General features: G+C 39.3%; 11 protein-coding genes. 5 read left to right on the top strand and 6 right to left on the bottom strand.

All coding sequences use genetic code 11. The features are described 5' to 3' along the window. Nucleotides 1-29 precede the first annotated feature (29 nt). The gene (locus tag BT797_RS15615; RefSeq protein ID WP_045112613.1) at nt 30-785 is read left to right on the top strand and encodes a TSUP family transporter; all 756 of its coding nucleotides are present in this window, start codon (nt 30-32) and stop codon (nt 783-785) included. A 19-nt stretch (nt 786-804) separates the two neighbouring features. On the opposite strand, the gene BT797_RS15610 is transcribed toward BT797_RS15615, so the two are convergent. From BT797_RS15610 to BT797_RS15595, 4 genes are all read right to left on the bottom strand, one after another. Further along, entirely contained in the window at nt 805-1116 is a 312-nt protein-coding gene (locus tag BT797_RS15610) for an S-adenosylmethionine decarboxylase family protein (protein WP_045111157.1), read from the bottom strand. 69 nt (nt 1117-1185) lie between these two features. After that, complete coding sequence (locus BT797_RS15605; protein WP_170860776.1) at nt 1186-2889, bottom strand: polyamine aminopropyltransferase; 1704 nt, start codon at nt 2887-2889, stop codon at nt 1186-1188. Nucleotides 2890-3103: 214 nt separating this feature from the next. Beyond that, nucleotides 3104-3994 carry a DUF350 domain-containing protein gene (locus BT797_RS15600; protein WP_045111159.1) on the bottom strand — a complete coding sequence of 297 codons (891 nt, stop codon included), beginning with the start codon at nt 3992-3994 and terminating at the stop codon, nt 3104-3106. A 25-nt stretch (nt 3995-4019) separates the two neighbouring features. Then, nucleotides 4020-4994, bottom strand: a complete 975-nt coding sequence (locus tag BT797_RS15595) for a THO complex subunit 7 family protein (RefSeq protein ID WP_045111160.1) — start codon at nt 4992-4994, stop codon at nt 4020-4022. A gap of 605 nt (nt 4995-5599) precedes the next feature. On the opposite strand from BT797_RS15595, the gene BT797_RS15590 reads away from it, so the two are divergent. Together BT797_RS15590 and BT797_RS15585 are read left to right on the top strand one after the other, a co-directional pair. Then, nucleotides 5600-6289 (top strand): response regulator transcription factor, encoded by a 690-nt coding sequence (locus BT797_RS15590; protein WP_045111161.1) that lies wholly within the window; start codon nt 5600-5602, stop codon nt 6287-6289. 82 nt (nt 6290-6371) lie between these two features. Continuing rightward, nucleotides 6372-7625, top strand: coding sequence for a sensor histidine kinase (locus tag BT797_RS15585; protein WP_170860775.1), 1254 nt, complete (start codon nt 6372-6374; stop codon nt 7623-7625). 11 nt (nt 7626-7636) lie between these two features. Here BT797_RS15585 and BT797_RS15580 read toward each other — a convergent pair whose 3' ends face one another. Further along, complete coding sequence (locus tag BT797_RS15580) at nt 7637-8257, bottom strand: 3'-5' exonuclease (RefSeq protein WP_045111163.1); 621 nt, start codon at nt 8255-8257, stop codon at nt 7637-7639. Nucleotides 8258-8374: 117 nt separating this feature from the next. On the opposite strand from BT797_RS15580, the gene BT797_RS15575 reads away from it, so the two are divergent. Then, a complete protein-coding gene (locus BT797_RS15575) occupies nt 8375-10792 on the top strand; it encodes a Lon protease family protein (protein ID WP_045111164.1) in 2418 nt (805 codons plus the stop codon). Nucleotides 10793-10908: 116 nt separating this feature from the next. Further along, nucleotides 10909-13092 (top strand): bacteriohemerythrin, encoded by a 2184-nt coding sequence (locus BT797_RS15570; protein WP_139291688.1) that lies wholly within the window; start codon nt 10909-10911, stop codon nt 13090-13092. 139 nt (nt 13093-13231) lie between these two features. Here the strand turns inward: BT797_RS15570 and aspS are convergent, their stop codons facing one another. Beyond that, nucleotides 13232-15010, bottom strand: coding sequence for an aspartate--tRNA ligase (gene aspS / locus BT797_RS15565; RefSeq protein ID WP_045111166.1), 1779 nt, complete (start codon nt 15008-15010; stop codon nt 13232-13234). Nucleotides 15011-15154: the final 144 nt, after the last annotated feature.

Below are 15154 nucleotides of genomic sequence, written 5' to 3'. Positions count from 1 at the left end.
CGCAGGAGTACAACACCATGGGTTTGGATATGTCGTTACAATTATCAGTAGAAATTGTTGGACTGTTATTTTTAGTGGCTGTCGTCGCTGGTTTTATTGATTCTATCGCTGGCGGTGGTGGTCTACTGACTATCCCTGTATTGCTCTGGGTTGGTCTTCCTCCTGCAACAGCCCTTGCAACCAATAAACTGCAAGCCTGTGGTGGTAGTTTCTTTGCCAGTTTTTACTTCATTCGCAAAGGCATGGTCGATATAAGGAAAATGAAGCTAGCAATTGCCTGCGCTTTCATCGGCTCAGCCCTCGGCAGTATTGCTATCCAATCCATTGACCCTAGCATATTGGAAGTAGTCTTACCTTTCCTCATCCTTGCAATCGGCGGTTACTTTTTATTTTCGAAACAAATTAGCGATGAAGATAAACATCAGGTACTTACTCCAACATTATTTGCAGTAACAGCGGCTTTCGGTGTTGGTTTATATGATGGATTTTTTGGTCCAGGCACTGGCAGCTTCTTTGCAATGGCATTTGTCTCGCTAGCAGGGTTCGGATTGGCTAAAGCAACTGCACACGCCAAAGTACTAAATTTAGCAACTAATATCGCATCGTTGATATTTTTTGCACTCGGCGGGAAGGTACTCTGGGCATTAGGTGGCATTATGTTAGTTGGCCAAGCGCTAGGGGCAACACTTGGCTCACGTTTAGTATTATCAAAAGGCGTTAAAATCATTAAGCCATTAATGGTCACCATGTCTATCGCGATGAGCTTGAAACTGCTTTATTCGTAATGGTTTACACCCCGCCACACTACGTCGTCGTTACTTGCCATTGCAGTCTCAGAGCAGCATTTTGCAAGTAACGGTCAAAATTCTCTAGTAAAGACTCTGCACAGCTAGATAACTCAACGTACGATTTCCCCTCTTCAGGAAACGTATGCACAGCAGCATGACTTTCAGCTAACAACCACAGGGCAGTATAACCTTGTGGTTGAAAATAATGCTCAACAAAGTTCAATACCATAAAGCCAGCACGGTGAAGCTCAGCTGAAATCATACTTTTAAGCTCTTCGGTATCACAGCTACTTAACCACCAACGTTGATTATATATTTTTGCTTTCATCGTTATTTTCACTTACCAATATTACAATAAAACAACACAGTTACAGGGTATTAATACTATGCACCGTAACTAATTCTTATACAACTCAGACTCAGTTTGCCACGCTTCACGGTTATAATCATACAATACCCCTGAGCCGAGTCGATTAATTTCAATAGTGTCCATTTTGTCATAAAAATTACTAGGGAACACAAACGACGCTAATAAAAACTCTTTGTTTAACCAGTTCGACGGTACAGGTAAAGTATCAACATCCTTTATACGTCTGCTTGCCGATTTTCCACGTGTTGTCGCAATCGTCCATCCCCATTGACCAAATGACGGGATATTACGCTGATACTGTTCGACGTGTAAAAAGCCTGCTTCTTTCACCGTTTTACCTATGCTTAAAAATGCATTTTGAGCATGATAAGGCGATGTGGACTGTATTGCTAATGCACCGTCTGCGGCTAATAATTGACGCACCTGATTATAAAAGTAATCGCTGTAGAGTTTATTTAAATCTGGATGATTTGGGTCAGGTAAATCAATGATAATCGTATCAAACTTAGCGCCTTTATCGAGCAACGCCTCGACTTTTAAAAATGCATCAGTCGCATATAACGTTAAACGAGGATCTTGTAATGACCTTTTATTTAATTTTAACATACGTTTTTTGATCGCTTCAGGAGCAGCATAGTCAACAGTATTGGCACCAAAAAGAGCCAATAGTTCAGCATCTAAGTCCACTAAAGTCACCGCTTCAACTGGCCAACGCAGTACATTACGTAATGCGAGACCATCACCACCACCAATAATTAATATCTTGTCATGTCGGTTAGACGCGAGCATCGCTGGATAGACTAATAAATCATGATATAACTGTTCATCCGCGCTAGAAAATTGTAAGTGACCGTTAATGAATAAGTCTGTCACTGGATCAGCTTGGTTTTTCAAATAACGTTCAGTCACGACCACATGCTGATATTTCGTCGACTGAGAGTAAATTACTTTATCTTTATATAACACACTGCTTAATTGCGCTAACCAGCCTGTTCCTAAAGTTAAAATTACCGAGAACAACACAATTAATAACAAGTGACAAAAAAATAATAACTTCGCCCAACGGATCTTATCTTGGTAACGCCATAAAAATGCCAGTCCCGCAATAACATTGAATAATGCCGTCCACGCCGCAGCTTCCATAATAGGCAACGACAACATGATAGAAACCCAAATTGCAGCGCCAATGCCAGCACCAATATAATCTGCACCATAGATAGTACCGGCATTATTTTCTAAGAATCGGCCATATACTTGCTGACGAACCCTTGCGATAAGCGGGATCTCCATACCAATAAAAATACCAAGAATTAAACCGAAGACATACGGCATAAATTTAGCAATTTTTTCTAGCTGTTGAGGTAAGTAACCGTCAAGCACAACATTACTGGGTAAATTAAACGTCGCCGATAAGAGATGAGGTAAGCTATAACTCACAGCGATCATCGCCGAAATAATCAAAATACAACTCATACCGATTAATGCAATTAATGCTTCTAACCAAGCAAATGCAGTAAAGGCATCTTTAAACCAACGCGCCATAAACGCGCCAATACCCATTGCCACAATCATGGTCCCTATCATGGCATAAATAGCACTTTCAACCGAGCCTAGTACCCTGCCCGCATAATGCGAGAGCAAGTATTCATAAATCAAACCACAACCAGCAAGTATGATCATAACCGAGATTAATAACGTATCGTGAAACCATAATGTACGTTTACGCTGCAGTGCTTGTTTTGCTTTGTTATCACTATTTACAACTAAGTGTTCCACACGATGCCTTACTGTATTTTAATTGATGTTGAGAGAATTAAGTCATGATTTGAAACTTAAAAAGCTCAAACTCACCAACACGAACAGTATCATTATGACTGAACAACGTTATTGAATTTGAGCCGTATCTATTATTTAAATGAAGAAAACCTATTACTTAAATAAGCAATTAGCTGCCGAGTAAAGTTGCCATCGTTAAACCAACCGAAAACGATACTGTTGCCGAGATAACAGCAACACCAATGTTCTTTTGGCGGATAACTTCATCAGCAATATCGACACCAGATAAAATCACTTTAATGGTAATCAATTGTAAAACAGCAAAGATAGCCACACTGATAACAGCAAAAAATGCCCAATACATGAGGCTTAAACTAATATTGTCGGCAGCATAGGGCGCTAGGCCTGTTGCCGCAGTAATCGCTAATCCAGAGCCTATTAAAAAACCAGCATAACGAATACCAACAGCCAAGTTATCATCTAAAATAAGCTGTTGCAGGCAATCACCTGTACGTTTAAATAAGCGTACGCGGTATTTACTCACCAGTAACATAATAATATTAGCCACAACAAAAGCGGCAATTACCACAGGTAACCCGTGCCAACCTTCTGTAAGCACCCAGATCAGCGCAGAGCGCACCACAATTGCGACCGTGACAATATGACCAAACTCAATAAATGCAGCCGTCACATTACCTTTAACTATCTCATCATGCAGACTGACTTTTTGTAATGTCACTTTATCTTGAAAGAAATGGCCCGCTTTAATTAACGCGATAGCTAATATGCCATATCCTGCCATTTGTGTTGCTTCTTCAAATAATGAATTAGCAAAATCCCCACTGGTGACACCTGTTAATACAATTGCCAGCCCAGCTAAGCCTGCCGCAAAACTAATACCAAAGGCAAAGTTATCACGTTTTGCAATTTCATCATTGGCATGTAAATTTGATACCCAGCCTTTGATCATTTTTAAACTCACGAACAAAGCAATGATAATAATAAAATCAATCACCAATGCTTGTGTCGTCCACATCGTCAATCCATCAAACTCGTACATACTTAATCTCCATAACTTATTTTATCTATTTACCGCGACTCACACCACGTGATGTACGGCTGCCACTATTACGAAATGACCCCGTATTACTTGTCGATTTACGACTTGTGAACGACTTTTTCGGTTTAGAATAACTACTCACCGTTTTAGTTGGCGTGTAGCTAGAGCGGCTCAAGCCTGCTGAGCCTGAACGTTTTTTCGCATAAGGAGAGCTAAATGATTTGCCTTTACGTTGAAAAGACTTGCGAGTTTTCGTTTCAACGGCGGCTTGCTGAACACTTTGCTTAGGACTGGTATAACGTGAACGACCATAATCACTGTAATAACTATAACGGCGGTTGTTACTCCAGTTTGAATAATTAACACGACCCGTTAAATCACCAAGCATACGATACATACCGTACCACTGCCAGAAACTAGTACCGCCACTGCCGCTTTGCCAGTTACCATAATTCGGGTTCCCGACCATCTGACTGCCGGCACCATAGTCCGCACCATCGCCCGAACTTCTTTCTGCGATTTGGCTAATCGCGCCAACACGTGCGAGGTGACCATCAGACATATCCGCCAATACATTAATTGGGTCTGTTAACGCATCATTAAATAAACTCAGCTTCGCCGCTTCTTGAATACGAGTAAGTTCATCAAGTAATGAGTTAGCATTATCTAACGTGACAGTTTCTGATTTAACGTCACTTAAACGCATACCGAGATTCCGATACAAAGGCCCTTCTCGAGTAGCATCTTCTGTAATCAGGTTTGCTATGCGTGTTAGCTCTGGTTTTTGTTGTTTTAAAACTTGCGCATATTCAGTTAACAGTCTTGCATTTCGAACACTACCATTGTCAATTGCCGAACCCAATCTATCAAGATCGCTTTCAACCCTTGTAACTTGCTGGTTAATTGTCGTTTGCGTTTGTTCAAGTTTTGATTCACAGCCAGCTAATAGCTGTAAAATAAATAACAGACTTATTAACTTCCATGGTTTAATCATTGACATAAATGGCCACCTATCTTGCCTGCCGACTCTAATATAATCAGCCATGACGTTCTGCGAATATCAATTTACACATCGCGCCCTGACTTTCTAATCCCTTGCTACTCTACGTTTTAAGCATCAAAAAATCAATTGCTTATAACGTGGTAAATTACCTATTTTGTAAACGGTTATAATCTAATAAACTCGCGTTAAAAGGCTATAACAGTTGATTTGGTATTTGGAGCTCTTCATTGTGTGGCCAGAATCGAGGAACTTAGCGTCTAACACCATGCTCATCTAACCCCGCGGTATCCATTAAATTATCTTATACTTCCATCACTTAATCCATAAAGCCAATTAAAGTATATGCTTAAATTGGCTTTGTTTTATATTTTATAAATATTCTTTATTTAAACCTTTATGTCTAGTTATGTATTATTTATAACCACGTTCTATTTAAATAATATAACAATCCACTTTTATTGTGATTAGCTGTAAGATAAAACGTCAAAAATACTGACTAAACAAGCACAAACGTGTAAATTACTCACTATAAACGTAGATGAAACACTTAAATACGCCTAAACCAACACACTCAGCATCAATATCATCTAAGGAAGAGGTCAATGCCTAGTACACGAATATTAATCGTCGAAGATGACCACGAAATTGCAAGATTAACCGCCATGTATTTAAACTGTGAAGGTTATGAAACTAAAGTCATTAATGATGGGGCCATAGCCTTAACTACTATAAAGCAATATCAACCTAGCCTACTTATTTTAGATTTAATGCTGCCCGGTTTATCAGGCATAGAAATTTGTGCGCAAGCAAGAACCTTTTTTAAAGAACCCATTCTAGTATTAACCGCTTGTGATGATGAGTTAAGCGAAATTAGCTTATTTAAACTCGGTGCGGATGATTATCTCACCAAGCCAGTACGCCCACATATTATGGCGGCACGGATAGCAGCATTACTACGCCGTACAAGCAGACAGCAAACAAGTAATCGTGACACAATTGAACTCAAAAGACTAAAAATAGACCCGAGAAGACAGCGTGTTGAATTTAGAGAAAAAGTCTTAGAACTCACAAACTCTGAATATGATCTACTTTTATTGTTGAGCCAAAATGTAGGAAAAATTATTTCTCGGGAAGAATGTTGCCAACAACTACGTGGTATCGATCATGACTTCTCTGATCGATCTATTGATATGCGGATCTCAGGCCTACGCAAGAAACTCAATATTGATTGCTCAACTCAGCAGATCATAAAAACAGTCCGTAACAAAGGCTATATGTTGATCAATGAATAATCGTCTGACCTCACTCTTCTCACATATTTATATCTGTATTGTAATCGCTATCTGCGCTTGTATTTTGTTAACAGTATGCTTAATGAATATATTCGCTTATCAAAAAGATACCGAACATTTTTACAACAGCACAATGCAGGTTTATCAAGTGTTGGAGTCCCAACGTAATAGTGTATCAATGAATGCAGATGATTTTTATCGACGTGCGGAAATTGATCTATATAACTACAACATTGAAAAAATTAGCTTATTAAAAAGCTTATCTCCTTGCCAAAAATGCAAGTACATAAAGTCTATTAATGGGGTTGATATTTATATGCAAAAAAATAATGAATATCTCGCCGTGTACCGACTCCGTAATGCCATCGCAGCGATCACCATCAGCGAAGATCTTCATGATGGTCTCATTGAAAATGGCATTGAAGACGATGTGATCTTGCTAAGTTCGTTTGCCTTTATGCTTTTTCTTATTGCCCTAAACTTATATCGACCTATCCGTAAGTTACAACTTCAGATAAATCATTTAATTGAAATAAATCATATTTTTGGCAGAGGAGATCTAAATGCACGAGTAGATCTTAGAACCACCCCACTACTGCATGATCTATCTAGTAGTTTTAATGCCATGGCAAAAGCAATTACTGAACGCGTCGATGAAAGTGAAATTTTTGCACAAGCCTTACCTCATGAAGTAAGAACACCGCTTAGCCGAATACAACTGGCCGTCGGACTCTTGAAACAAGATCTCAGTGGAGATAAACATACGGGGTTACTGGACAGTATTGATGATTATGTCGATGATATGGCCGAATTGTCAGAGCAGATAACCACCTTTTCACGTATCAGCGCTAAACACTCCCATTATAATGACGACGAACGAACCACTATAATAACCGATTTCATTCAATCTCGGATCGCACTATATCAGGTACATAATAGTATTAATGTAACTTATCGAGCAGACGATAAAATAACGATGAAGACTAGCCCGATGTGCTTACGCTTAGCGTTTGATAACTTACTTAAAAACATGTTGAATCATGCTCAGTCTACTGTTCATGTAAGCATTATCCAGCTTGCTAGCACCATCATAATAACTGTCGAAGATGATGGCCCCGGTATTTCTCCCGAAAACTATCATCAGATTTTTATTCCTTTTGCTCGCTTAGATAAAAGCCGCAGCCGTAAAACCGGTGGTTTAGGGCTAGGCCTATCGATTGCAAAAAGTGCTTCCAAGCGTTTAGGAGGTCAAATAGCCGTATCAAAAAGTCAACTTGGCGGCGCTAAATTTGAACTTATCATTCCGGAACATAAAAAAGCACAGTCCCTGTATTAAGAATTAAACAATTAATTGGCACAGCGAAGTAGTAGTCCATCCACCGATTTTTTTGGTGTTTTTGCGATTTTCTGAACTAGATTAAAGGGGATATCATCTAACTGCGTACGTGATTTTATTTCATTTAACATCACTAACCAAAGCTTAGTTGTCATTTCCGAGTCAAATAATGCTCGGTGAAAACCACCGCCTGACGGTATATTTGTATACTTAATCAGTTCACCTAATTTATGGCTCGGTGCATCTTGAAAGATACGCCTTGCCACCAACAATGAACAACTGAATTCACCATCATACTCGCGACCGATTAACGCTAATTCCGCATCTAAGAAACGTTTATCAAATGATGCGTTATGTGCAACCAAATTATAACCCTGAATAAAATCAGCAAAACGATGCATCACTTCTTCACAAGGCGCAGCATCTTCTAACATGCTATTAGTAATACCAGTGTAATGAGCAATAAAGCCGCTCACTCGTCGGCCTGGGTACATCAATTCTTGAAAACGTTCAGTGATCTCACCATTTTCTATCTTCACCGCACCGATCTCAATCGCACGGTCACCCATATCAGGTGATAATCCGGTAGTCTCGAAATCTAATATAATCAGGGTGTCAGCGTTCACTATCATTCTTACTTTCTCTCTCTTTGTAGCCTATAAGCTGGCAGTAAAGTATAAAACAGTATGCTAACACAAGCGATCTATGTCTACACTAGGGGTAATGACTGTTTTAAAAGAGGGAACTGTATGTCAATAACACCTCTACGTGGTGGTCAGTTATATCGGCCCTCAACACTATCAAAGCTTGCTGCTGACTGTAAATCAACTAAGCACCTACAACCATTAGATCAAATTATTGGTCAAGATCGTGCACAACAAGCTGTCGAATTTGCCATGTCGATTAAAGAAAAAGGCTATAACATTTATGCACTCGGCAACAATGGTCTAGGTAAACGAACCATGATATTACGGTACTTGAATCGTCATGAACCCAACGATAATAACAGTGCTCCAAATAATACAGCCGTATTTGACTGGTGTTATGTCATTAATTTTGATGACGCTCGCCACCCTAAAGTCCTTAAACTACCAGCAGGTGAAGGACTCCAATTCAAAAAAGATGTTGAAAACCTAATTCATCGCTTAGTAAAAGCATTACCGATGGCCTTTGATAATGAAATTTATTTTAACCGTTCCGATAAATTAAAGAACCAACTAGAAGAAAAACAAGAGGCGGTACTGCAAGATTTAACCAAATCAGCACAACAACACAGCATCAGCTTATCACTCACAGCCCAAGGTGATTACCAACTCATTGCGGTTGATCCCAAAGGTGAGGCCTATACGGAAGAAGGCTTCGACAAATTAACAGACAAAGAAAGAAAGCATTTTGAGAGCAAGATCTCTGAACTTGAAAGCAAACTACGTGACATTATCCGCCAGTTAACCATCTGGGAAGAAGCATATACCGATAAAAGTCAGAAGATGGATGAACAAATCGCGCTCGAAGTATTAGTGCATTGCACCACGCCTTTAAAAGAAAAGTATAATCATCTTTCAGAAGTTAAAACACACCTAAGTGCGATGAATAAGGACATACTCACCAACCTCGAAATATTTGTAGAAGGCAGTGAAGATGATATTTCATTAGCTTATGCCGCGTTAGATAAAAAGATGCCACGCCGCTATCAAATCAACGTCTTGGTTTGCCAAGAAACAGATTCCTTTCCTATCGTGGTAGAAGAAAGTCCTAACTACCATAGTATTTTTGGGTATATTGAAAATGCGACATTTAAAGGTACTGTTTTTACCGATGCCTCATTGATCCGCAGTGGCAGTTTACACCGAGCCAATGGCGGCGTATTAATGATCGACGCGGTTAAAGTCCTTGAGCGCCCCTATGTTTGGGATGGTTTAAAACGAGCCTTACGCGCCAATAAATTAAACCTAAGCTCACTCGAAAGAGAAGTCAGTTTATCTGGTACTATCTCGTTAGATCCAGAACCGATACCACTGTCAGTTAAAATTATCCTCTTTGGCGATTATGAAACTTACCAGCTTCTTCAGCAATATGATCCTGAATTTAAAGAACTGTTTCGTGTGACGGCTGACTTTGAAGATGTAATGCCAAGAACCGATCTTGCAGAAGCACACTATGCTCAGTTCATTTCGAGCATAGTACATGATAACACTATGTTGCATTGCGATCGTAAAGCCATAAGCCGAATCATTGAATACAGCTCGCGGCAGGCTGAAGATCAAGAAAAACTATCGTTACACTCGCTTGATATTGCCAACCTATTACGCGAAACAAACTACTGCGCACGCTTAGCTAATGCGACACTAATCAGGCAGCATCATGTCGAACAAGCGCTCTCGAATAAAAAGCAACGTGTAGGTCGACTACAAGACTACCTATTACAAAGCTTTATCAATGGCTCTACGTTAATCGATATTAGTGGTAAAAAAATTGGCCAGATCAACGCCTTGTCCGTCATTAGTACCTCCGAACATCAATTTGGGATCCCTGGACGAATAACCGCAACCGCCTCATTTGGTGAAGGGGAAATATTCGATATAGAACGTCAAGTTAAGCTCGGCGGTAACATTCACTCTAAAGGAGTCATGATCTTATCAGCCTACCTCGCCTCTGCGTTTGGTCAAACCGCCAAGATCCCACTCACGACACGTTTAACCTTCGAACAATCTTACGGCCAAGTCGACGGTGATAGTGCGTCACTAGCTGAATGTTGTGCAATCATATCCGCTTTTTCGAAATTGGCATTACGTCAAGATATCGCGATCACGGGTTCAATGGATCAGTTTGGTCATGCTCAACCCATAGGTGGTGTTAATGAAAAAATAGAAGGCTTCTTTGACGTGTGTTCAGCAAAAGGGTCGCTCGCCACTCAAGGTGTTATCATACCACAAGCCAATATCCATAATTTAATGCTACGTCGTGATGTCGTCGAAGCAGTTGAGAATGGGTTATTTCATATCTGGGCCATTGATCATGTAAAGGAGGCAATCAATCTACTAATCAATATCGTAGCAGGTTCAAGTGATACTGATGGGAAATATCCTGATAGCTCAGTATTTGGCATTACTCAATTGCGCCTAAATCAGCTACGCGAAGATAATAATAGTTCCCTCTCCAGTAACTAAATGAAAAAATATTGATAAACCACTCACTTAGCATTAAAGAATAGCAAAAAAAGTTGACATAGTTTAGTGAAATTTTATACTGCACTTTCTTAGGGCTTAGTTAAGCAATAGCAGTAATGATTAGTCTAGAATGGAATGAAGACATGCGTGTCGGGATCGATGAAATTGATGCTGAACATAAGAATATCCTCTCTATCATTGCATTAATAATTGAAGCTATTGACACTAATGCTAACGCAGAAGCAATCGAACAATACTTCTCAGATCTTGCCTTTTATACCGCTGCACACTTTAAACATGAAGAAACAGTAATGCAAGGCATGATGTTTGAGGGTTTCATTGAGCATCAACAAATCCACCAGGCATTTCTTGATAAAATTCCCGAACTAAAGAAACAAATATTAGATTCCGAAAACCCTGGAGCTACCGAACAAGTCAGTCAATTCTTATATGACTGGGTCATCGAACACATATTAATTTCAGATATGGATTATGTGCACGCTTTTCACCGTGAAAAAAAACACACAATATCATTAAAAACAGTATTTCAGAGTACATCTGAGTGGCTAAGTTATCGAGTTAACATCTCCGAACGTCTTCTAATCACATCGCTACTACCGATTATTGGTATGTTAATACTCAGTTTTATTGCGATTAAAGATAACTACCTGCAATACAAAAATATGCAACTCTTAGAGAACCTCACTCAAATCGGCAAGCAAGTCAACTCTCTAACGCACAGTCTGCAAATTGAACGCGGGTTACTGTCGAGTTACATCAGTTCCGACTATAAGCGTTTCTCTAAAGCGCTAGCAGCTAGACGACAACAAAGTGATCATGAAATACATGCCTTTTCAATACTACTTAAATCAAGAATGGCATTATTAACAGAACCAGAATTAATCAAATTCATCAGCTCAACAAAAACTGATATCGCAGAATTGGTCACATTTAGAAGTACTTTAATGGGCTCTAATATAGCCGCTAAAAAGATGTTAATTGATTACAATAAAATCATTGCAAGGCTATTATCACTTGTTAATCATTTATATCAGGTCGAGATGAATGCTAAATTTACCAATAATATTACGGCTATTAATGCCATTGTAAGATTAAAAGATATGCTTGGTCAGCAACGAGACATCGGCACACTGTTAATCGATAATAAACAGCCTAGATACGATCTAGTTCAAAGCGAACGCTACAAACAACTATATATGAAACTTGGTATGCAGCTCCATGCCATCCTTGTTTTCAATTACTCTGCAACACCAAAACAACAACAAGCCTGCGCCAATCTATGCGATATCAATGAACACAAAGCATTTATTAATAAAATAATATCCGACTTTATACTGCAACCCGAGAGCAAAAGAAATAGCCAATTTTGGTTTATCCAACTGACTCATCGTATTGACGCCATAAAAGTTATTACCGATAACATCATTAGTGACTTAGAAGCTAAAACAAAATTAAAATTGAATACATTAGAGCAACGTTTTCATTTGGTATTAATCATAATCAGTATCATTTCCACATTTAACATATTACTATTTACCTTATTATATCATAGTGTTATAACACCAATTCGTCGTGTTACATATGCTTTAAAACAAGTAACATTAGGACGCTACAACCAACAAATTAATGGCTACTCATCGAAGGATGAAATTGGCGCAATGTATAATGCTTATGAAACCTTACGTAGAAAGCTGTTACAAGCTGACATGTCTAAAAGTATAATTAAACGTCAGCAACAATCATTATTAGATCGCCGTCAAGAGCGAGATAAATACCGTGAATTAGCCTCTAGAGATGCTTTAACTGGTGCATTAAACAGACGTAAATTTAACCATATTTTAAAGCAAGAAATAGGCTTTGCGAAACAAGATAAACAAAAACTATCATTATTACTGCTCGATATAGATCATTTTAAAAGTATTAATGATAATTTTGGTCATGCAGGCGGCGATCAGGTATTACGGGAATTTTATGACACTTGCTCTCGTAGCGTAAAATCATCCGATGTCGTAGCTCGAATCGGTGGTGAAGAATTTGCGATTCTAATGCCAGAAACAAACAGTACCCAAGCACAAGTCATCGCCGAACGAGTTCGTCACAATATCAGTAAGTTAAAAGTGGTTTATGGCCAAGATCATATTCGTCTCACGGTGAGCATAGGATTAGCCCAATGGCACGAATGTGACTCCCTCAATGCCCAAGAGTTTATAGCACATACTGACAAAGTACTTTATCAAGCAAAAAATAACGGTCGAAACTGTGTTAAAAAAGCCGACTAACAATCCCAGAGTTGAACATTTCTCCCCATAAATATGAACATAAAAAAAACGGATATAACCGAGGCTATATCCGTTTTTATTAACAACGTTTATTCATCATAATGATATTCAACCGACATTAAATAATGGGGTTTAATAATTACTCAACGTCTTGTTTCTTTTCTTTTTTAACAACCGCAATGCTTAGCTCTTCCAGAGAAGCAGGATTTGCTTCGCTTGGTGCTGATGTTAATAAACACGCAGCCGTTGTCGTTTTAGGGAATGCAATAACGTCACGGATGTTATCAGTACCAGTTAGTAGCATAGCTAGACGATCTAGACCAAATGCTAAACCAGCATGTGGCGGCGTACCGTATTTAAGTGCTTCAAGTAAGAAACCAAACTTATCTTGTTGCTCTTTCGCTTCAATACCTAAGATTTCAAATACAGCTTTTTGCATTTCACCTTTATGAATACGTACCGAACCACCACCAACTTCATAGCCATTGATAACCATGTCGTAAGCATCAGAAATAGCGTTAGCTGGATTTGCTAGTAGCTCTTCAGCAGTAACGTCCATTGGCGCTGTGAATGGATGGTGAACCGCGTGTAGGTTACCTTCTTCATCTTCTTCAAACATTGGGAAATCAACAACCCAAAGTGGTTTCCACTCGTTTGAAGTAAGCTCTAAGTCAGTGCCAACTTTCAGACGTAAAGCACCAAGTGCTTCAGTTACAACTTTGTTTGTATCTGCACCGAAGAAGATGATGTCGCCATCTTTCGCATTAGTACGCTCAAGTAATGCCGTGATCACATCTGCCGTTAAGAATTTAGCTACTGGCGATTGTACACCTTCAGCACCCGCAGCAATATCTTTCACTTTCATCCATGCCATGCCTTTCGCGCCATAGATGCCAACAAATTTGGTATATTCGTCAATTTGCTTACGAGACAGTTTAGCACCGCCAGTTACACATAATACTGCAACACGACCTTTCGGATTGTTAGCAGGTTCTGCGAAAACTTTGAATTCAACATCTTTAAGGATGTCAGCAACGTCAACAAGTTCTAATGGGTTACGTAGATCGGGTTTATCTGAACCAAAACGACGCATTGCATCTGCATAAGTCATGCTTGGGAACGCTGGTAATTCAACGTCTAAGATCTCTTTCCACATGCTTGTGATTAGACTTTCAGTCACTTCACGCACTTGTGCCGCACTCATGAATGAAGTTTCAATATCTATTTGCGTGAATTCAGGCTGACGGTCAGCACGTAAATCTTCATCACGGAAACATTTAACGATTTGGTAATAACGATCAAAACCAGACATCATCAGCAGTTGCTTAAATAACTGTGGTGATTGTGGCAATGCAAAGAATTCACCTTTATGTGTGCGGCTTGGTACTAGGTAATCACGCGCACCTTCTGGCGTTGCTTTTGTTAGCACTGGTGTTTCGATATCAAGGAAACCGTGGTCATCCATGAAACGACGCACAAAATTACTTGCTTTAGCACGGATCTTAAGACGATTGCTCATTTCAGGACGACGTAGATCAAGGAAACGGTGCTTAAGACGTTGTTCTTCTGTATTCACTTGGTTGAAATCAAGTGGTAATACGTCAGCTTTATTGATTACTTCAAGCTCTAGGCCTAACACTTCGATAGCGCCAGTAGCCATGTCTTTATTTACTTGGCGTTCGTCACGAGCGCGTACTTTACCTGTGATTTTTACACAGAATTCGTTACGTAATTGGCTAGCACGTTCAAATACAGCTTCTACATCTGGATCATAAACAACTTGCACAATTCCTTCACGGTCACGTAAATCGATAAAAATAACACCGCCTAAATCACGACGACGATTAACCCAACCACACAACTCAACCTGTTGGCCGATATGTGCTTCATTTACCTGTCCGCAATACACTGTACGCATCTGTATAATCCTACTAAATCGATGAATCGGGTAGCCACGTTTAGCCACCCTCAAAAAATTACTGTTATTGTAATAGAATTTAGCACTGCAACCAATAGCTATACTAAAACAACTTCAAGTAATGCCGAAACTACTAACAGTTAT

The organism is Moritella viscosa (genome assembly GCF_900120065.1).
Classification (GTDB): domain Bacteria; phylum Pseudomonadota; class Gammaproteobacteria; order Enterobacterales; family Moritellaceae; genus Moritella; species Moritella viscosa.
This window is presented reverse-complemented; position numbering and strand designations above follow the sequence as displayed.